18 protein-coding genes are annotated in these 19739 nt (G+C 43.7%); 4 read left to right on the forward strand and 14 right to left on the reverse strand.

Annotated features, from left to right (window positions below; genetic code table 11):
• Positions 1–52: 52 nt before the first annotated feature.
• The 4 genes from greA to H171_RS13590 form a co-directional block, all read right to left on the reverse strand.
• Entirely contained in the window at positions 53–535 is a 483-nt protein-coding gene (gene greA, locus H171_RS13575; protein WP_024291264.1) for a transcription elongation factor GreA, read from the reverse strand.
• 109 nt (positions 536–644) lie between these two features.
• Complete coding sequence (dusB, locus tag H171_RS13580; protein WP_100305629.1) at positions 645–1613, reverse strand: tRNA dihydrouridine synthase DusB; 969 nt, start codon at positions 1611–1613, stop codon at positions 645–647.
• A complete protein-coding gene (locus H171_RS13585) occupies positions 1610–1966 on the reverse strand; it encodes a DUF6145 family protein (protein ID WP_100307527.1) in 357 nt (118 codons plus the stop codon). The genes dusB and H171_RS13585 overlap by 4 nt, the downstream gene beginning before the upstream one ends.
• A gap of 91 nt (positions 1967–2057) precedes the next feature.
• The gene (locus H171_RS13590; protein WP_100305630.1) at positions 2058–3065 is read right to left on the reverse strand and encodes a LacI family DNA-binding transcriptional regulator; all 1008 of its coding nucleotides are present in this window, start codon (positions 3063–3065) and stop codon (positions 2058–2060) included.
• Between the two features lie 287 nt (positions 3066–3352).
• On the opposite strand from H171_RS13590, the gene H171_RS13595 reads away from it, so the two are divergent.
• On the forward strand, positions 3353–4834 hold the full coding sequence (locus H171_RS13595) for a UxaA family hydrolase (protein WP_100305631.1): 1482 nt from the start codon (positions 3353–3355) through the stop codon (positions 4832–4834).
• 85 nt (positions 4835–4919) lie between these two features.
• Positions 4920–6410: a tagaturonate reductase gene (locus H171_RS13600; protein ID WP_100305632.1), complete on the forward strand. Its 1491-nt coding sequence runs from the start codon at positions 4920–4922 to the stop codon at positions 6408–6410.
• A 194-nt stretch (positions 6411–6604) separates the two neighbouring features.
• Here the strand turns inward: H171_RS13600 and H171_RS13605 are convergent, their stop codons facing one another.
• Positions 6605–7507 carry a LysR family transcriptional regulator gene (locus H171_RS13605; RefSeq protein ID WP_100305633.1) on the reverse strand — a complete coding sequence of 301 codons (903 nt, stop codon included), beginning with the start codon at positions 7505–7507 and terminating at the stop codon, positions 6605–6607.
• Between the two features lie 322 nt (positions 7508–7829).
• Here H171_RS13605 and H171_RS13610 point away from each other — a divergent pair, with 322 nt between their 5' ends.
• The gene (locus tag H171_RS13610) at positions 7830–9107 is read left to right on the forward strand and encodes a cation:proton antiporter (RefSeq protein ID WP_100305634.1); all 1278 of its coding nucleotides are present in this window, start codon (positions 7830–7832) and stop codon (positions 9105–9107) included.
• Between the two features lie 97 nt (positions 9108–9204).
• Here H171_RS13610 and H171_RS13615 read toward each other — a convergent pair whose 3' ends face one another.
• The 6 genes from H171_RS13615 to H171_RS13640 form a co-directional block, all read right to left on the reverse strand.
• A complete protein-coding gene (locus tag H171_RS13615) occupies positions 9205–10035 on the reverse strand; it encodes a sugar phosphate isomerase/epimerase family protein (RefSeq protein WP_100305635.1) in 831 nt (276 codons plus the stop codon).
• Between the two features lie 14 nt (positions 10036–10049).
• Positions 10050–11603 (reverse strand): glycoside hydrolase family 28 protein, encoded by a 1554-nt coding sequence (locus H171_RS13620; RefSeq protein WP_100305636.1) that lies wholly within the window; start codon positions 11601–11603, stop codon positions 10050–10052.
• Between the two features lie 110 nt (positions 11604–11713).
• The gene (locus H171_RS13625) at positions 11714–12565 is read right to left on the reverse strand and encodes a carbohydrate ABC transporter permease (protein ID WP_100305637.1); all 852 of its coding nucleotides are present in this window, start codon (positions 12563–12565) and stop codon (positions 11714–11716) included.
• A gap of 5 nt (positions 12566–12570) precedes the next feature.
• On the reverse strand, positions 12571–13470 hold the full coding sequence (locus H171_RS13630) for a carbohydrate ABC transporter permease (protein WP_100305638.1): 900 nt from the start codon (positions 13468–13470) through the stop codon (positions 12571–12573).
• A gap of 3 nt (positions 13471–13473) precedes the next feature.
• Positions 13474–14142 (reverse strand): glycoside hydrolase family 88 protein, encoded by a 669-nt coding sequence (locus tag H171_RS13635; protein ID WP_100305639.1) that lies wholly within the window; start codon positions 14140–14142, stop codon positions 13474–13476.
• Between the two features lie 96 nt (positions 14143–14238).
• Entirely contained in the window at positions 14239–15621 is a 1383-nt protein-coding gene (locus H171_RS13640) for an ABC transporter substrate-binding protein (protein ID WP_100307528.1), read from the reverse strand.
• A 231-nt stretch (positions 15622–15852) separates the two neighbouring features.
• Here H171_RS13640 and H171_RS13645 point away from each other — a divergent pair, with 231 nt between their 5' ends.
• A complete protein-coding gene (locus H171_RS13645) occupies positions 15853–16719 on the forward strand; it encodes a helix-turn-helix domain-containing protein (protein ID WP_100305640.1) in 867 nt (288 codons plus the stop codon).
• Positions 16720–16779: 60 nt separating this feature from the next.
• Here the strand turns inward: H171_RS13645 and H171_RS13650 are convergent, their stop codons facing one another.
• From H171_RS13650 to pfkA, 3 genes are all read right to left on the reverse strand, one after another.
• Complete coding sequence (locus H171_RS13650; protein ID WP_100305641.1) at positions 16780–17916, reverse strand: glycoside hydrolase family 88/105 protein; 1137 nt, start codon at positions 17914–17916, stop codon at positions 16780–16782.
• Positions 17917–18105: 189 nt separating this feature from the next.
• Positions 18106–18699, reverse strand: coding sequence for a lactate utilization protein (locus tag H171_RS13655; RefSeq protein WP_100305642.1), 594 nt, complete (start codon positions 18697–18699; stop codon positions 18106–18108).
• Positions 18700–18726: 27 nt separating this feature from the next.
• A complete protein-coding gene (gene pfkA, locus H171_RS13660; RefSeq protein ID WP_025231836.1) occupies positions 18727–19701 on the reverse strand; it encodes a 6-phosphofructokinase in 975 nt (324 codons plus the stop codon).
• Positions 19702–19739 lie beyond the last annotated feature (38 nt).

The following is a 19739-nucleotide window of genomic DNA, read 5'->3' on the forward strand; positions in this document are numbered from 1 at the left end:
ACTATGTTAAGGAAGTTCGATTCGCCAGACGGCTCATCGAACGGCTAATTTATTAAGACACTCTCTGAATTTCCAGAACCTTATACTGAATTACTCCGGACTGTGTCTCTACGTCTACTACATCTCCTACTTTCTTGCCGATCAGCGCATGACCTACCGGAGATTCGTTGGAAATTTTATTCTGAAGGCTGTTTGCCTCTGTGGAACCCACGATTTTGAATTCCATCTCTTCGTCCTCATCCACATCGTAGACTTTTACCTTGCAGCCAATGTTAATCTTATCTAAATCAATCTCATCCTCAACCACTACCTCTGCATTTTTAAGGAGCTTCTCCAGCTCTTCAATACGCAGCTCTATGTCTCTTTGTTCATCCTTAGCGGCATCATATTCAGCGTTTTCGGATAAGTCGCCTTGTTCTCTGGCTTCCTTGATCTTCTGGGCGACCTCTTTTCTTTTTACTACCTTTAAATTCTGAAGCTCATCCTCGTATCTTTTAAGGCCTTCGTAGGTTAAAATATTTTTCTTGTCTACCATGGTTTTTGATTCCTCCTGGTTTCATACTCGCTCATTCGCATTCCAAATATTATAGCGTAAACATCTAAAAATGTCAAGAATGTAACTATTCCTGATTCTATTTCTCTGATCAGATTTTTCCGATCCTTTCTTCCGCAAATCGCCTTAATTCGTCCATGGTTCCCACCTGGTTGATATCATTTCTTAGCTTTGCAGAATGAGGGAGTCCGGCTGTATACCATGCCATATGCCCACGCATTTCACGCATGGCCACCACCTCTCCTTTGTGCTCCATCTCCAGGGTACCATGACAGATGATCATCTTAGCAATCTCTTCCCTGGTAGGCCCCGGTAGCAGCTCCCCTGTCTCCAGATAATGAAGGGTTCTTTTAAATATCCAGGGATTTCCCTTGGCTCCTCTGGCAATCATCACCCCGTCACAGCCGGTTTCCTCCAGAAGAGCCTTTGCATCCTCCGGTTTAAATACGTCGCCGTTTCCAATGACCGGAATTGATACAGCTTCCTTTACCTTCCTTATAATATCCCAATCCGCTGTTCCTGAATAATACTGCTCCCTGGTCCTGCCATGAACAGCAACTGCCGCCACTCCGCAGCTTTCCGCCATTTTAGCAAATTCTACGGCATTGCATTCCTCTTCTGTAAAGCCTTTTCTGAATTTTACGGTCACAGGCTTTTTAACGGTCTTTACCATAGCGGTTAAAATACGCTCTGCAAGCCTGATATCCTTCATTAGCGCCGACCCCTCGCCGTTATTAACAATTTTGGGCATGGGACATCCCATGTTCACATCAATGAATGCATAGGGTCCTTCTTCCACTTTAGCCGCAATATCCGCCATGATATCCGGATCAGAACCAAAAAGCTGGAGGCTGACAGGGCCTTCCCCATCGGCCACCTTAAGCAGCTCATTTGTATTTCTGTTCTTATATAAAATTGCCTTGGCGCTGACCATCTCCGTAACCGCCATACCGCAGCCCTGCTCCCTGCAGAGAAAACGAAATGGCAGGTCCGTAACTCCTGCCATCGGTGCCAGTATCAGGTTGTTGTCCAACGTCAAATTTCCAATTCTAAGCTTCACGTATCTATTTCTCCGCCTTCCAATTCTTCTCCCAGATAAAACACCCGGTAATACATTTCCAAAGATTCCAGAAGTTCCCTTTTTTCTTTCCGGTACTGCTTGATCTTCAGCACGCTTCCGATCTCATCAAACAGATAATCCCCCTCCTCTGCTGTCACCTTAAATTCCAGGGTGCCATCCTCATCGTATTCCATGATAAGGATTCCACCTACATCTTCGGTATAAAGCACGCACATAATTTGAAGATCCTGCTTGATGCTTTCGGGGAGGCTCACAAACTGCTGGTTAAAATAATATTTCTGCTCATAGGAATTGGCGCCGCAAAGCACCACATTATCTCCATCATGCTCCATCGTATCTGCCACCGCTCTTTCCTTATTAATGCGCATTTCCAATATTTACTGAGATTATATTTTAGCATACACGGAAAGAAATGACAATAGGCTAAAAATCTGTGGTACACCGCTTGATCAGCCGGCATGGAATCCGGTTATTCCTGTTAACTTCCGTTTCTTCTCCCAGAAGGATTTTCATCATATTATCGACGGAGATGTTGCATAATTCTTCGACCCTGTTATCAATGGAAGAAAGCTCTGGATCGCTGCAGATCGACAGGGCTGAATTATTAAATCCGGTAATGCACAAATTTTCAGGTACCTTTAATAGCTTTGCATTGGCATACTTAATCGCTCCTACGGCAAGACCGTCATCTGTGGCTACCACGCTGTCAAATCGTAAATCACGGCGCTCCAGAAGGATATCCCTTACCGTATGGATCCGGTTCTTTACATAAAGCTTTAAATCTCCCAGCACAGGAAGCCCGTGGGCTTTTAAAGCAGATTCATAGCCCGCCAGCTTCTGATTTGCACTGTAAGAATGGGAGTCACAGAGAAACAGGATTCTGCGCCGTCCTGTCTCAATCATCTGGCTGGTCACATCGTAGGTTGCCTGATAATCATCTCCATAAGCGCAATAAATATTCTCGCCATCCAGATATCCGTTGATCAAAAATACCGGAACCTGCTTTGCTGCATCGCGGACATACTGCGTATGTTTATCCGATTCCCCTGTTCCTGCATAAGTAGAACCGACCATGAGAAGCGCATCAATCCGCTTCGCAAGAAGAAGGCTGACATATTTTTCTTTCACGGACTGTTCAAATCCGCTGCAGCACAAAATACAGTCGTAACCATGCTCGTGCATGCGGCTCTCTAAATGGGCTACCGCTGTAGCCATATAAGCATCTGATACATCCGGACATAAAATTCCAATGGTCTTCATGGAATCAAGCCCAAGGCCCCTGGCAAATACATTGGGAGTATAGCCATGTTCTTCCATAATCGTCCTGACTTTTTGTTTTGTTTTCTCACTCACACGGGGGCTGTCGTTCACCACCCGGGATACGGTAGCGATGGAAACTCCTGCAAGTTCTGCAATGTCATAAATGTTCATCCTGGTAGTCCCTTTTACTCATCAAAATTTCCATACACAAAGCAAGCGTAAGCGCTTACACTTTTCTCGCTTCATTATACAGGATAAATTTCTGTAAAGCAACAGTTATTGCTGATTTTATTTCTTAAAAAAATCAGTTTTTTTCTTAAATTGTTCCCATAAATAAAAAGAAAAATCTCTTTTTTTCTTTCCCTATTGACGTCTGCACCAAAATAGTGTATGTTTTATGTAAGTACTTACATTACATGTACCGATTGATTCTGGTACCAAGAAAGGAAAGGAAGCTTATGCAGGATTTCATCAAAATTCATTCCGGAGATAATGTTGCAGTTGCATTAAAGCCGCTTTCTTCCGGCACTGCCGCAGAGATAGGCGGAAATACCGTTACACTCCTGGAAGATATACCACAGGGTCATAAATTTGCCCTTGCCGATATACCTGCCGGCTCATCCGTCATCAAATACGGCTGTGCCATTGGCATGGCAAAGGAACATATTAAGACAGGGGCCTGGATTCACACGCATAATTTAAAAACAGGTTTGGGGGATTTACTTACTTATACGTATGAGAAACAGGAAACTGCTGTTGTCCCCACAGAAGAACGTTTCTTTCAAGGCTACCGCAGGCCAGACGGAAAAGTGGGTGTGCGCAATGAAATCTGGATCATACCCACTGTTGGCTGTGTCAATAACATAGCCACTGCACTGGAGCGTATGGCTAAGAAATACGTAGGCGGCTCCATTGACGAAATTGCCGCATTCCCTCATCCTTACGGTTGTTCCCAGATGGGTGACGACCAGGAATATACACGAACCATTCTGGCTGATTTAATCAACCATCCCAACGCCGGGGGCGTTCTGGTCCTGGGACTTGGCTGCGAAAACAGCAGCGTTGCCGAACTGAAATCCTATATCGGCGATTACGACGAGAACAGGGTAAAATTCCTGGTAACTCAGGAGTCTGAGGATGAAATGGCAGATGCCATGGACCTCATCGGACAGCTGGCTGAATACGCAGGTACGTTCCACAGAGAGCCTGTAAGCTGCAGCGAACTCATCATTGGTATGAAATGCGGCGGTTCCGACGGTTTATCCGGAATCACAGCCAATCCCACGGTAGGAGCATTCTCCGATATGCTGGTTTCCAAAGGCGGGACTACCATTCTGACGGAGGTTCCTGAGATGTTCGGAGCGGAAACACTTCTTATGAACCGCTGTCAGAATGAAGAGACCTTTGATAAAACCGTGGATCTGATCAATGATTTCAAAAACTATTTCACCAGTCATAACCAGACCATTTACGAAAATCCTTCCCCAGGCAACAAAAAGGGCGGTATCTCTACCCTGGAGGACAAATCCTTAGGCTGCGTCCAGAAATCCGGCAGCGCTCCGGTCGTAGATGTATTAAAATACGGGGAACCGGTACGCGATAAGGGCTTAAATCTCTTAAGTGCTCCTGGTAACGACTTAGTCGCCTCCACGGCACTTGCCGCTTCCGGTGCCCACATCGTCCTGTTCACCACAGGCCGCGGTACTCCATTTGCCTGCCCGGTACCGACCATGAAGATTTCAACCAACACTGCCTTAAGCACAAAGAAAAGTAACTGGATTGATTTTAACTGTGGCGTACTGGTCGAGGGTTCGGATATGGATACCCTTAAAAATGAATTCTTTGATTTTGTCATGGAGGTAGCTTCCGGCAAAAAGGTGAAATCCGAAGAAGCAGGTTTCCATGACATGGCTATCTTTAAGCAGGGCGTGACCTTATAATTCAACTACTATGCCATTCTGTTCCCCTATATGAATGCAGAATGCGGATTGAGATATGCAAAGAAGAAAAAAGGAGATAAATTCAATGGAAAAGTTATGTTATGAAACACTGGAAAAGCTTGGGTATGACGGATATCTTTTAAAGGAAGCCCCGGAACGGGTTCTGCAGTTCGGCGAAGGTAATTTCTTAAGGGCATTTGTGGATTATTTTATCGATGTCCTGAATGAAAAAACCGGATTTAACTCCAAGGTTGTTTTATGCCAGCCCATTGCACCAGGTCTTGCGGATATGATCAACGAACAGGAGGGACTTTATACCCTTTTCCTCCGCGGTTTTGAAAACGGGCAGAAGGTAAATGCAAAACGGGTGATCTCCTGTGTAAGCAGATGCTTAAATCCTTATGCAGATTATGAGTCCGTATTGGCCTGTGCGGATAATCCTGACCTGCGTTACATTGCCTGCAATACCACTGAAGCAGGTATTACCTACGATCCTTCCTGCCAGTTTACAGATGTTCCGGCTGAAAGCTACCCTGGAAAACTGACCCAGTTCCTTTACAGAAGATTTGAAACGTTCGGAAAGGAAGCCGGAAAGGGCTTTGTTATCCTCTCCTGCGAGCTGATCGATAACAACGGAAAAGAGCTGGAGAAATGTGTTCTAAAATACGCCGAGCAATGGAACCTGGGCAATGAATTCATTCATTGGATCAAAGAGGAGAACATCTTCTGCTCCACTCTGGTAGACCGTATCGTAACCGGATATCCGAGAAATGAAGCTGCTGCCATTTGTGAAGAACTAGGCTATCAGGATAACATCATCGATACCGGTGAAGTCTTCGGCTTCTGGGTCATCGAAGGACCGGACAGCTTAAAGAAAGAACTGCCTTTTGAAGAAGCAGGCCTCCCTGTTATCATCTGTAACGACCACAAGCCATATAAGCAGAGAAAGGTCCGCATTTTAAACGGTGCGCACACATCCTTTGTATTAGGCGCTTACCTTGCCGGACAGGATATCGTCCGTGACTGCATGAATGACGAAGTGATCTGCGGCTTTATGAATAAGACCATCTATGATGAGATCATTCCTACCCTGACCCTTCCGAAGGAGGAATTAATGAGTTTTGCCTCCTCTGTTACGGAGCGTTTCAAAAACCCATTTATTGATCATGCCCTGTTATCCATTTCCTTAAATACCACCTCCAAATGGAAAGCCAGGGTTATGCCCTCTCTTAAGAGCTACGTGGCCAAAACAGGTACACTTCCTAAATGCATAACAGCCTCCTTCGCTTTCTACATTGCATTCTACAACGGAATGAACCTTACGGTCGACGGCCTTGTTGCAGCACGTCCTGCAGGTGATGAATACACCATCAAGGATGATAAGCCGGTTCTTCAGTTCTTCTTTGATCATAAGGATGACGATGCGGCTTCCCTTGTTCATGCGGTTTGCACCAATGATGACTTCTGGGATGAGGATTTAAGTGAAATTCCTGGATTTGAAGAAGCCGTGGCTGGTTATTTTACAGGTATTAAAGAAAAAGGCGCATATGAAGTTATGAAGGAATGTTTAAACTGACCGGAATAACGAGTACCCATTCATAAAACATAAAGACTTGAGGATACAGACACCGGTGTCACCTTGATTGGTGATACCGGTGTTTTAATATGCATGTAAATGGAACACCCCCTTATTCTCCGGATGCAAGTTACAAGCTAAGGAAGTTGTCATTATGCCTCTATTACATTGCTTGCCGTTTTGCGCAGGCCGCATTAGGAAGCATAGAACTTTACCACCTTATTATATTCCTTCATGATACTATGCAAAACATCTGCATGTTTAAAATCGCTGTGATACAGAATGTTGATCTCCCGGATCATGCTAAGATTTTCTATAGGCAATGCAGTTATTTTCCCTTTCTTTAGTTCGTCCAGACATACGCTTCGAGAAAGTATGGAAACTCCTATATCCCGCCTAATAAGATCTTTAATCGTTGCAATATTGTCGACTTCTAAAATGACATTAAAATCATCAAGTGACATGTTATTACTTTCTAAGTGGGCAGTAAACAGGTTTCTAGTCCCCGATGAGGGTCTTCGAAGTATCAATGGCTCCTTCATTAATTCATTTATGGTTACCATGCTCTTTTTTGCCAGTAGATTATTGTTTGATACAACCAGCATCAGGGAATCTGTGTCCAGCAGAAGCGAGTTAATGCTGTCATCTTGAACTTTTCCCTCTACAACAGCTAAATCCACCTCATAATTTTTCAGCATATCATAAAGATTATTTATAGAGTCAGAAATAATTGTTATGCTTGCACCAGGATTTTTGGAGCTGTACTTTCCTAACACTTCTGCCACTGCATTACTTTCCGCAGTATGGGTAATTCCAACCGTAAGCCGTCTGACATGTCGCTGCTCATCCAAAATATTTTGCTCCATCCTCTGATATAGGGCTATGCTTCGCCGGGCATACTGAATGACTATATTTCCTTCATTTGTAGGCTTTATATCATTTCCAACGCGATTGAAAATTTTAATATTCAATTCTTTTTCCAATTGCTTTATGTGTTGAGTAACCGCTGGCTGCGTCAAAGAAAGATGTTCTGCCGCACGTGTGTAACTGTTAAATTCGACCACTGCTAATAACGTATAAAGTTTCGTATCAATCATCTTATCCACCTCCAATCATAATGATTACTTATGGCATACTAAATAATTATAAATATACATTATGCAATTTATGATTATAATAGTAGCATAAATCAAGAAAGGAGGCAAGAATAATGAGGCAAAGGCTATTATTTGTATGGCACGTCCTTATTTTTAATGTAATTAAACCATTTCCATATTCTTCATGCTATTTTAACAATCACTTTCGGTCACCAACACAAAATAATCTTTTTAGTTGTCTGGTTACATCATCATATTGGACTTTAACGTGCGTGTTTTTAACCGCATTTGAAAATATAGGATTATAGAGGAGGATTTATCAATGGAGTATCTTTTTAGTCATTTAAATGACACAACAATTATTCTTTTATCTTTATCAGTTATATTGCTGGCTGGATTTCTGCTTACGCGTATTACAAAGCTGGCGAAACTGCCTAATGTTACTGGTTATATTATTGCCGGAGTTGTGATAGGGCCTTATGTTTTGAACTTGATTCCACATGAAATGGTTGAACATATGGGGTTTATCAGTGACATTGCATTAGCCTTCATCGCATTTGGTGTTGGGCGTTTTTTTAAAAAAGAGGCTTTTAAAGAAACTGGATTTGGAGTTATCGTGATTACTTTAATGGAATCTTTATTGGCTGGAATATTAGTAACGTTATCCATGCACTACATATTCCATTTAAGCTGGAGCTTTTGTCTGCTCTTGGGAGCGATTGCAACGGCTACAGCCCCGGCGAGCACTATGATTACAATCCGGCAATATCATGCACGTGGAAATTTTGTAAATATTTTATTACAGGTAGCTGCACTCGATGATGCTGTGTGTCTTATCGCTTTCAGCTTAGCCTCTGCTTTTGTTAATACGGAAGCCGGAGCACGTGTTTCTGCTTTTGAAATCATATTGCCCATCATTTATAATATTGGTGCATTGGTAATCGGTTTTATAAGCGGAGCTTTATTAAGCAGGCTGATGACTCCGGGACGGAGTGAGGATAACAGGCTGATATTAACAATTTCACTTCTTCTTGGAATTGCGGGTCTATGCGCCTCCGTAGATATTTCACCTCTACTTTCCTGTATGCTTTTTGGCACAACTTATATCAATATGACGAAAGACAAAGACTTATATAAGCAGGTTGAACGGTTTACTCCGCCTATTTTGTCTATGTTCTTTGTTGTATCAGGAATGAGTTTGAATATTCGCTCGTTTGGAACTCTGGGGATAATTGGGGCAACTTATTTTGTAATACGGATTGCAGGAAAATACCTTGGTGCTTTTGGAGGTTGTATGATAGCTAAGACAACAGCAGCAGTACGAAACTATTTAGGGTTAGCCTTGATCCCACAAGCCGGTGTTGCCATTGGCCTTGCTTTCATGGGGAAAAGAGTTTTGCCCGATCGTATGGGAAATATGTTGCTTACGATCATATTATCCTCTTCGGTTTTGTATGAGTTAATTGGACCAGTCTGTGCTAAAATCGCTCTAATTCATTCTGGATCTATAATAAAAGATAAAGTTGAAACTTGTAACGACAAAATTGAGCCAACAACCGATAGAACACAAGAAGGTCAAAATGTTATAAACTGGACGTAGTTATGCAAAATAATACGTTCATTTAATCAGCTGAGCATGCAAAACGGTGAGGACAAAAGCCTCACCGTTCACATCTGCTGAATTTTAAGTTATCTTCTTAACAACCATAATTCTCAAGAAATTCCCTTGACCATTCCGCATTATCCGGTCTGCTGTCCTCAATGGTCATCTGGATATACGGCTTTTCCTTTTTCACAAAGTCCAGAATCACATCGTATTTCATAACTCCTGTTCCCGGAGCACCGGATATGATCCGTCCGTCTTCCACTACAAAGTCTTTCATATGAAGAACATCTGTATAGCCGCCTAAATCCTCAATGGCTTCCCTTATTACCTGGTCGTAATTGCTGCTGTTTTCCACTGACAAAAGATTTACCGGATCCAGGATAATTCTTAAATTAGGCGAACCAATGGCTTTAAGCACCTTTAGTGCCTGTTTGGAATTGTATACAATATGGCTCCACACAGGTTCGATTGCCAGAATCACACCGAATTTTTCCGCACACTCCACAACCGGACGCAGATTGGTGATAAATGTCTGAAGGGCTTCCTCTGTGTGGCAGGCCGGTTCATAGCAATATTCCTTATTCGGTGCGCCGGTTTCGGTTCCGACAACGCTGCAGCCTAATATAGAAGCAAAACGCAGATGGGCGAAGTAACGCTCCTGGATTTTTTTGATTTCTTCCTGATCTGGATGGGCCAGATTTAAATAGCAGCCCAGAACTGCAATATCCACATCATGTTCTGCAAACTTTTTACGCAAATATGAAGCATAGCCTGGCGTCAGCGCGGAATTCTCCACGGAATGCTCTTGCACCGTTTTTGCCAGGGCCAAATGGGCACAGGTAAATCCCTGCTCATGGGCAATCTCCACCCGTTCCTCCAGGGTCCCAGGTGTGACATCATGTAACCGGATTCCGATCTGCATAATAAACTCCTCCTTTATCTCACTTCGTAATGATTGATGCTGCTTAACACAAAAGCTTCCCCTTCCTGGCCGGAAATTTTAACATGATCAAAGATAAGGGTGTCTACGTTACTGATGAGAAATCCTTTTTTCCTGCATTCTCCTACTCCGGACAGCATGGCGGGGACTCCTGTCTTTGCCTCGCCTGCAAAGGAAATATCAACATTTTTAAATTCAATGCGCTCAATTTTTCTCTCCGGCAGTCCATAGAGAAAGGAAGCCGCCACATGGCAGTTTTCCGCCTTGATGTTGGTAAAATACAGCTTTTTGATCTCAGGGGTCCGTTCATCAACAGGAAGGGCCTCTCTGCATTGTATATAATCAGATTTCCCATCGGGATCGCAGAAATAAAAGCTATTTACAACAAATGGTGTCCTGACATGATCCATGTGTATGTGGTCAAAATAAATTTCAGAAAGCACAGAGTCCTTTCCCCGGCCTCTTCTGGTCTTGATCCGAAGGCCTCTGTCCGTATTGGAAAACAGGCAGCGCTCTACCCGGATATTCTTAACGCCTGCACCCACTTCGCTTCCCACAGTCACCGCTCCATGGCCATCTTCCATCAGGCACTGGCGGATCACGATGTTTTCAGAAGGTGTTTGATACCTGCGGCCCATGTAGATTTTTCCAGACTTGATTGCAATGCAGTCATCACCTAAAGAAAAGTGAAGACCCAGTATTTCCACGTCCTTGCAGGATTCCGGGTCCAGTCCATCGGTATTGGGAGAATCTGCCGGATTATGAATATCCAGATTGAGGAATTTTAAGTCCTGGCTGAAATATGGATGAAGCACCCAGGCAGGGCTGTTCTTTAAGAAAAAGCCCTGAAGGGTCACATTTTTACACCTTTCTAAAAATACCGTACGCGGACGGAATGCCACCTTCATCTGGCGGACATTCTCCCACCAGTTATCAAAGGAAGCCTGACCATTGATGAGGCCACTGCCATAGACCACTACATCTTCTACATCGATTCCGGTTATGATTCCTGCAAACATCGGGAGAGGATTTCCTTCCCAGGTACCAAGATTGTAATCCCCTTTTTCATCATAGCTCTCGATCATTCCAGGAAATCTCGGATATTTATACCGGTCCGTATCTGCCAGTAGTTCCGCTCCCTCAGCCAGCTCAAGCCTTAAATGGCTCTTTAGAAACAGGCTGGTAATACGATATCTTCCTTTGGGGATCAATACCCGGCTGTCTTTCGGACAAGCCATGATAGCCGCCTGGATAAAGGATGTATCATCCTGGATTCCATCGCCCCTGGCTCCCATATCCTTTACATTTAATGTTACAAATTCATAGTCGGTATGGAAGCTGGCTTCTGCCATTTCCCCATTTCTTTCCAGAGAAATATTATAATCCATATCAGGTTTTAAGTCAAACAGCGTAAAGACAACTCGTTTCGTTTCACCAAAAACATTACCGTTTACCAGAATCTTACCCGGTGTTTCAAATTCATAAATCTGTTCCGTCACAGTCTCAAGGGTAACGGACCGTGCCGTTTTAAAAACAACTTTTAATTCCATTCTGACTTCACCTCAACTTTTCCTATGTCGATCGAATATTCGCAATCCGCGGCCCTACTTGATGATGTTAAAAAGGGCGCGGCAATTACCTACCACGCCCGTGCTTTTCATTATCCTTTCACGCCTCCTGCTGCGATACCGTCAATAAAGGCATCCTGGGCACAGAAGAATACAATCAGGGAAGGGATGATGGAGATTAAAGACATCGCCAGAATCCGGTTCCACTGGAATCCTACATCACCGTCCATGGACATGCGCAAATAAATGGAATTCGTATATTTGGGCATATCGGAAACGTAAATTAATGGTCCCATAAAGTCGTTGGACGTCCACATAAACTGAAACAGTGCAACGGATACCAGTGATGGCTTTAACATGGGAACAATCACATACCATAAGGTCTTAATGGAACTGCAGCCATCAATTTTGGCAGCTTCCTCCAGTTCCTTTGGCACACCTCTTAAAAACTGTATCAGCATGAATAAGAAATAGGTATCTCCTGCAAACAGGGAGGGAATCACTAACGGTAAATAGGAGTTGGTCCAGCCCCATTTATTGAACATGATATACTGGGGCGCATTCAGCACTACCTGAGGCAGAAACAGGGTGGAAATCATAAGTGAGAACAGGATTCCCTTTCCCTTAAATTCAAACCGGCCGAAACCATAAGCCGTGATCGTGGCTGATACAACGGTGAAAAGAACCTTTGGCACAACAATCTTGTATGTATTGAGCATGGATTTGATCAGATTGATCTTTCCGCCGTAATCTACAAATGCATTTGCATAACCATCGGTCACAGGCTTTTTGGGCCAGAACCATGCACTGGTAAAAATCTCCGAGTTTGTCTTAAAAGTAGCACCCACCATCCAGATCAGGGGGTATACCATAATAAATCCGACAAGTATCAGTAATGCATAACGGATCGCTGCACTGATCTTTCTCTTAGTCTCTTTCGTCATGTCAATTACCTCCCGTCCTCATCTGAATAATAAACCCACTTCTTCTGGCTTACAAACGCTACTATTGTAAAGGTCATAACAATGAGGAACAGGATCCAGGCCTGTGCACTTGCCATACCCATCTTATGCCGTAAGAATGCATTGTTATAAATCAGGATTGAGATCAAAGTAGTCGCTCCGTTAGGTCCGCCCTTTGTTACAAGGAATGGCCCGTTAAATTCCTGGAACGCCTGGCATAACTGCGTGATCAGGTTGTAGAAAATAACCGGTGTAATTAAGGGAACTGTAATTTTAAAGAACTGTGTCCACTTTCCTGCCCCGTCAATGGAAGCAGCTTCGTATAAATCTTCAGAAACACCCTTTAAGGCAGCAAGGAAGATTACCATGGCAGAACCAAACTGCCAGACCCTTAAAAGTACAATCACGGTCAGGGCACCGCCCCCGCTTGCCATCCAGTTGATTTTTTCAACACCAAATACGCCAAGAACGGTATTAATCAGTCCGTCTGTATTGAATACGGCTCTCCACAGAATTGCAATGGCAATGGATCCGCCCAGGATAGACGGAACATAATATGCAGTCCGGAAGAAATTAACTCCCTTTAATTTAAAGTTCAGGATATATGCAATGAACAATGCGAACATCAGCTTTAAGGGAACGTCGAAAATTGCATATTTAAATGTAACATAAAACGCTTTTTTAATGTCGGAATCTGTGAAAATCTTATTATAGTTCATCATGCCTGTCTTCGAGATGCCGTTAAACAAATCATAGTTTGTAAAGCTATAGTATAGGGAAGAGGCGAACGGATAAACTTTGAAAAGAATAAATCCGACCAGCCATGGTAAGATGAAAAAAAATCCTGCATTGTCTGCCAGAACCTTACGGATACCTTTTGACTTCATACTTTATTCCTCCTGTTTTTTTAATATAGTATGTTGCGCTTTAAGCATTTCCTGTAGGCCTGCGCATGTATCTTTATCGTTACTTTCGATCGTTTTCCAAATTAATTCTCCGAAATCACCGTATTTCTCTCTTTGAAGCACGCCCATATTGCATGCTCTCAAGATGGAATAACCGATTTCCAGGGCTTCAGAAGAATCCGGGAGTTCCTTTATTTTTTTCCTGACTGCGGTTTTAAACAAATCCCTTAATTCCCTATAAAATTCATAGATTTCTTCTGACATCTGCCCAATTGTTTCTATAAGAGCTACCAGGTCACTTCCTGCAAGTCTTTCTTCCCTATGGAACAAAGCTGCAATCTCATTATAATGTTCTTTTCTTTTATACCTTGTCTCGTATGCTGTTACAAAGGGCATAAAATCTAAGGTCCATTCATTCTGTCCGATGATTGACTCAATCATCTGTCTGTATTTCTCATTCCCTGTATGATCCAAAGCAAAAAAGCAGGCCAGGCCATCCTGTATCGGCAGACCATCTGCCAATCCTTCCGGAGCTTCCAGCCCGCTTAGATAAGTCATTACAACATCCTTATAGACCTCTTCGCCGGTAGCTTCATACATTTGTATTGCCCCTGTCAGCTGGTATGGTTTTATTCTCTTATTTCTGCATTCCATATCTTTTGTCTGCCCTTTTCTTTATGGGAGCCGCCATAAAATTATGGCGGCTCGTATGAAATATGTATCACCTATTCAAACTGTACGAAATCGTTATTAACTCTCAAGAGTCTCTGTAATGCCCTTAATCAATTCAATTGCTGCCTGCTTAGAATCAATTTCCCCTGTGCTTAACTTACCAAATACTTTATAGTAAACGCCATCTGGGTTTGCTTTTAAATCGTTGTGCTCAAATTTGCTGTCTAAGTTGAACTTGCTGTAATTCATAACCTTTGTATTAGCTTCAATGGTCAGAGGATCGCCAAGTTTGTTCGCCTCAAGAATCTTTAAGCCCTCTGTAGAGCAAGGAATCCCTCTCTCTGTGGATACGATCTTAACGCCTTCCTCATCATTTAACAAATAGTTGATCAGCATTGCTGCTTCCTTTGGATGTTTGGAATTACCTGCAATTGCATATGCCATGGAAATCTTTGTAAAGCCTCCGTTGTTATCACCCATCTTAACGAACTCACCGACTACGAACTTTTGGCCAGGCTTGTTTACGCTGCCTTCAAGTGCTGACATGAATTTAGAAGCGGAGGAATCCCACTCAAAGATACCTGCATACTTGCCATCAATCCATTTTGCGTTCTTGTCAAGAGAGTCAGCCATATCACCCTGAATGGTTGCCAATGTCGGAATGACATGCTTTGTTTCCAGTTCAGTAATGAAATCCATTCCGTCCTTAACTTCATCTTCCGTATAGTTGACCGCTCCGCCTTCAACCCAGTTTTTACCATACTTGGATTCCAGATAATAAACCATTAAAATCATACGGTCATATTCACCAAGAGCTAAAGGATACATATCCGGATCTTTTGCTTTAAATGCTGCACCTGCTGCATACAGGGAATCCAGATCAGTAGGAATGTCACAGCCTACTTCTTCAAATGCAGTCTGATTCCAATAAAAGACACGTCCTGTTAATGAAATCGGTACCGCCATTAACTTATTATCAACCTTACAGAGATCAAGGCTTTCCGGTGTAAACTGTTTTAAGTCAAGAACATCAGAGTAATCTTCCAGATTAGCAAAAGCTGTTCCGCCCTGGCTATAGGATTCGATCCAGTTCCAGTTGATCTGCATAACATCAGCAGCATTTCCGCCTAATATATTTAAAGACTGCTTCTCTTCCCAGCCGGTCCATGCACCATACTCAGGAGTCACCTTGATGTTTGGATATTTCGCTTCAAATGCCTTTATCGCTTCTTCTGTTGCAGCATGTCTGCTATCGCCGCCCCACCAGGAAAACCTAAGCTCTACCGGCTCTCCTGAAGTAGTTGATGCCGCTGTTGTCGCTTCATCTGCCGCAGCAGCAGTTGTATCTGCCGCTGTAGAAGCTGCTGTCTCACTTGTGCTCTTTCCCCCGCCGCAGGCGCTTAAGGACACTGCCATAACAGTTGCTAACCCCATCGCAGCCCACTGTTTGATTTTTTTCATAGTTTTCTTCTCCTTTTTCTTACCCTCATAATTGAGTTCTTCAAAGCCCTGTGTAAGTGGTTTCACTTTTTCTACATTTTCTGACATATTTGCGTAAGCGCTTACACTTTGCTTTTTCCTTATTATAACATCCATCTACTTATATTTCATTTCAAATCCCGCACAAAACATTGCAAATATTGACATCCTATGGTATAATTTTAGTATCATTAGCTAAGGAATTTATGGTTTATGAAAGTACTTACCTCTTTTTCTGATGGAATTGATCAATGCATTGCCTCCCGGTACTTCTCTATTGTACATCATTATAACGAACCGGGAGTTTTAAGCATGCACAGCCACCACTGCCACGAATTTCACTTTTCCCTAAGCGGAGGCAGCACATTTCTGATCGATAATAAAAATTACTTAATCGAACCAGGAAGCCTGTTCATGATCAGCCAATACGAAAAGCACCAGCTGCTTCAGATGGATACCACCAGCCCTCAGGAACGGTTTGTTATATTCATAGATCCCTCCTACCTGGAGAACATCTCCACGCCGCAGACGGATCTGACCTACTGCTTTACCCACAGACCTGAGAGGTTTTCCCACCGTATTGTCTTAAACCATGGACAGCAGCGGCATTTCACATATCTTTTTAATAAACTGGCCGTGGAAGAGGGATTCGGCCAGGATGTGAAGGAACGTTCTACCTTTGCCGAGCTTATGGTTTTCATGACAAAATTGGCTGCAGAGGCTTTTCTTGGAGAGGGATCGGCAAATCAAAAACAGTATTTCAGCAGTAAAGTGACCGACATCATAACCTATATCCATCACAACATCGATTCCCCGTTGAGCATCGGTGATATTGCGGCTCATTTTTATTTAAGTACCTCATACCTTTGCAGGCTGTTCAAGAAAAGCACCGGTACCACCATCAATTCCTACATAATCTCCCGCCGCATCCAACTGGCACAGAACCTTCTGTCAGGCGGCTACAGCGTCAATGAGGTTTACAGCATGTGCGGGTTTAACGACTACAGTAATTTTTTTAAAGCATTTACAAAAAAAGTGGGGATTTCACCGAAGAAATATTCACAGAATAGTTTAAGATAATATAGTTTGGGGATTGGAGCCCGGTAATCCGGGCCCCAATCCCCATTTGCATTCCTGTTTTTATTGATTATATACCCAGCCGGTTCTTCTCATCTCCGTATAGGCAAGAAGGAAGGGTCCTACCCCTTTGGCATCATCTTTAACAATGGGCTCGGACATGTAATAATCATAAGTTCCGTTTCTCCTCTCATTGCCCCCAAGTCCGGCCACCAGGCAGATTCCTCCCAGGCTTATATCCCCCTCTTCCAGATGAAGATAGGTTTCGCAGATTCCCTGGAATGCCCTTTTGCCATATCCGGCATAGGACTCCGGAAGATAACCTAAACGGACTCCCTTTAAAATAGCATAGGAAAAAATGGCACTTCCGCTGGTTTCCAGATAATTCCGGTCCATGCCGCCTAAGTTTACCACCTGATACCACATGCCGCTTTCATCCTGGTACTTTAACATGGAGTCTATCAGGTCACGGAAGGCTGCCTCCATCTCCTTTAAGCTTTCCTTATCCGAAGGATCAGACTTGTCCATGGTATCTAAAAGGGCCATGGTGTACCAGCCTAACGCTCTCAGCCAGAAATTCTGGGACAGCCCGGTCACCTTATCACACCAGAACATCTCTCTGGAAGAATCATACGCATGGTAGTAAAGGCCGGTTTCCGTGTCCCTCATGATCTTCATCACATTGGCAAACTGGAGGTAAATATCGCCGCAGTTTTCCTTTTGATTAAACCGGGTCTCATATTCCATATAAAATGGCTGACACATGTACAGACCGTCAAGCCAAACCTGGTTGGGATAAATATTCTTATGCCAGAAGTTCCCCTCTTTTGTCCTCGGCATCTTTCCGATCTGGCTGTAAACCAGATCAATGGCCTTTCTGTATTTTTCCTTTCCCGTCAGGTCGTAAAGCTCGAACAGAGTTTTTCCCGCATTGACATTGTCAATGTTCCGTTCTTCTACATCATATCCGTCAATGGTCCCGTCTACTCTCACCCTGTAATCGATAAATGTGTCCGCAAAATCCAGATATTTTAAATCTCCGGTAATGGCGTACATTTCTAAAATGGATTTGATCATACAGCCATCTATGTAATTCCATCCTGCCTTCTCCCCATGAAGCAGCTTCTCAATGTTCCATACCGGACGGTCCGGTGTGCTCTTTTCCATCAGATCATTGATATACCTTTCAATTGAATCCATGTTCTTCACCTTGCTTTCTGTCCCTTTTGTCCCCTTAAGCGACCATGGTCATTTTAGTATAAGCATAACCGGAAAAAACCGGCTTGTCAAATTCCAATAAAAAACAGACTATAAAAAAATGGCGGGAAACAGCCGGGAATATATTAAAAATCCCGTTTGTTCTCGCCAATCTCATTATCTTTTATTTCATTAAAAACCCAGTGCCTCATCCACAAAGATGATTTCGCACTTCATGCCCATAGGAGCCCGGTCGATCACCGCCGTTATGCGGCAGATCCGTTCAGGGCTGTTGCAGTCATAGCACTTGTCTCCTTTTTGGGCGCAAGGTGTCTTTGCATGGATTCTTTGGGCATTTTGCGGAGCAGCCACATTCCTGCTTCGGTAAATGGCATCCTCTAAGTTGGGGGTAATTTTATTCTTGCCCACAACATAATAGCATGTCTGAGGTCCAAAAGCGGTCATAGCGACCCGGTTTCCGGTTCCGTCAATGTTAACGATCTGCCCGGTCTCCGATACGGCATTGGCGCTGGTTATATAGATATTGGCACAGTTAGCCAGGTGCCGCACCTCTCTGGAAGGTACCTTATTGTGCCATACCACCGCATTGTTCTTAAGCAGCGCTTCATATAATCCCATTTCCAAAAGGGTCACGCTTCCACCAAATCCAATGGTCTGGTTCTTTAAGGCATCCACCAGATACTCACGTGCTTCTTCTTTTGTAGAAAAAAGCTGTGTGGAAAACCCGTGTTTTTCAAAATTTTGCCTGATCACCGTATATTCCATATCTGCCTCCAGATGAATCTGATTCAATTATCTCACAAGCATCTTACTGATCTGATACTGGTCTTCCGGGATGTCCTTTGTCATGCTAAGGGCTTCCTGAATATCGAAATCCTGGAATTCTCCATGCTTATAGCCTACGACACGGTTGCTCTTTCCCTCACATAGAAGCTCTACTGCCCTTGCGCCCATAATGGAAGCATAGACACGGTCCTTGCAGGTAGGCGCGCCGCCTCGCTGCATATGGCCCAGGATGGTAGCTCTGGTCTCAATGCCTGTGGCCGCTTCGATTCTCTTTGCCATAGAGGAAGAATGTCCGATGCCCTCTGCATTGATGATGATATGATGCTTTTTGCCCCGCTTTCTGTTCTCAATGATACGGTTAATGAGGGCCTGTTCATCGCCGTCATAACGCTCCGGCAAGAGAATGTCCTCTGCGCCGTTTGCAAACCCGCACCAAAGGGCAATATAGCCTGCATTACGTCCCATTACCTCGATGATGCTGCAGCGCTCATGGGAAGTGGATGTATCACGTACCTTATCAATGGCCTCCATAGCTGTGTTGACAGCCGTATCAAAGCCAATGGTGTAATCCGTACAGGCAATATCCAAGTCAATGGTTCCAGGAAGTCCAATGGTATTGATCCCAAGCGCGGAAAGCTTCCCGGCTCCCCGGAATGAACCGTCTCCTCCGATGACCACAATGCCGTCGATATTATGTTTTCTGCAGATCTCAGCGCCCTTTTTCTGCCCTTCGGCAGTTGTGAACTCCTGACATCTGGCTGTATATAAAACGGTTCCTCCGCGGTGAATAATATCGGATACACTGGTGCTGTTCATATCAACAATTTCTTCCTGCAGAAGGCCTGCGTATCCCCTCATGATTCCCTTTACTTCCAATCCTTTATGGATTGCAGTCCTGACAATTGCGCGGATTGCAGCGTTCATACCTGGTGCATCACCGCCGCTGGTTAATACGCCGATGGTTTTCACTTGTTTTGCCATAGTAGCTTCCTCCTGATTCACGGATATCTGTTATTGTA

The sequence above is a fragment of the [Clostridium] celerecrescens 18A genome (assembly GCF_002797975.1).
GTDB lineage: Bacteria > Bacillota > Clostridia > Lachnospirales > Lachnospiraceae > Lacrimispora > Lacrimispora celerecrescens.

Excerpts from the sequence above, each read along its gene's own strand:
- pfkA (WP_025231836.1), bottom strand. The coding sequence starts at position 19,701 with ATGGCAAAACAAGTGAAAACCATCGGCGTATTAACCAGCGGCGGTGAT.
- H171_RS13610 (WP_100305634.1), top strand. The coding sequence starts at position 7,830 with ATGGAGTATCTTTTTAGTCATTTAAATGACACAACAATTATTCTTTTA.
- H171_RS13630 (WP_100305638.1), bottom strand. The coding sequence starts at position 13,470 with ATGAAGTCAAAAGGTATCCGTAAGGTTCTGGCAGACAATGCAGGATTT.
- H171_RS13620 (WP_100305636.1), bottom strand. The coding sequence starts at position 11,603 with ATGGAATTAAAAGTTGTTTTTAAAACGGCACGGTCCGTTACCCTTGAG.
- H171_RS13615 (WP_100305635.1), bottom strand. The coding sequence starts at position 10,035 with ATGCAGATCGGAATCCGGTTACATGATGTCACACCTGGGACCCTGGAG.
- H171_RS13600 (WP_100305632.1), top strand. The coding sequence starts at position 4,920 with ATGGAAAAGTTATGTTATGAAACACTGGAAAAGCTTGGGTATGACGGA.
- H171_RS13635 (WP_100305639.1), bottom strand. The coding sequence starts at position 14,142 with ATGGAATGCAGAAATAAGAGAATAAAACCATACCAGCTGACAGGGGCA.
- H171_RS13655 (WP_100305642.1), bottom strand. The coding sequence starts at position 18,699 with ATGGAATATACGGTGATCAGGCAAAATTTTGAAAAACACGGGTTTTCC.
- H171_RS13625 (WP_100305637.1), bottom strand. The coding sequence starts at position 12,565 with ATGACGAAAGAGACTAAGAGAAAGATCAGTGCAGCGATCCGTTATGCA.
- H171_RS13650 (WP_100305641.1), bottom strand. The coding sequence starts at position 17,916 with ATGGATTCAATTGAAAGGTATATCAATGATCTGATGGAAAAGAGCACA.
- H171_RS13595 (WP_100305631.1), top strand. The coding sequence starts at position 3,353 with ATGCAGGATTTCATCAAAATTCATTCCGGAGATAATGTTGCAGTTGCA.
- H171_RS13605 (WP_100305633.1), bottom strand. The coding sequence starts at position 7,507 with ATGATTGATACGAAACTTTATACGTTATTAGCAGTGGTCGAATTTAAC.
- H171_RS13645 (WP_100305640.1), top strand. The coding sequence starts at position 15,853 with ATGAAAGTACTTACCTCTTTTTCTGATGGAATTGATCAATGCATTGCC.
- H171_RS13590 (WP_100305630.1), bottom strand. The coding sequence starts at position 3,065 with ATGAACATTTATGACATTGCAGAACTTGCAGGAGTTTCCATCGCTACC.
- greA (WP_024291264.1), bottom strand. The coding sequence starts at position 535 with ATGGTAGACAAGAAAAATATTTTAACCTACGAAGGCCTTAAAAGATAC.
- H171_RS13640 (WP_100307528.1), bottom strand. The coding sequence starts at position 15,621 with ATGAAAAAAATCAAACAGTGGGCTGCGATGGGGTTAGCAACTGTTATG.
- H171_RS13585 (WP_100307527.1), bottom strand. The coding sequence starts at position 1,966 with ATGGAGCATGATGGAGATAATGTGGTGCTTTGCGGCGCCAATTCCTAT.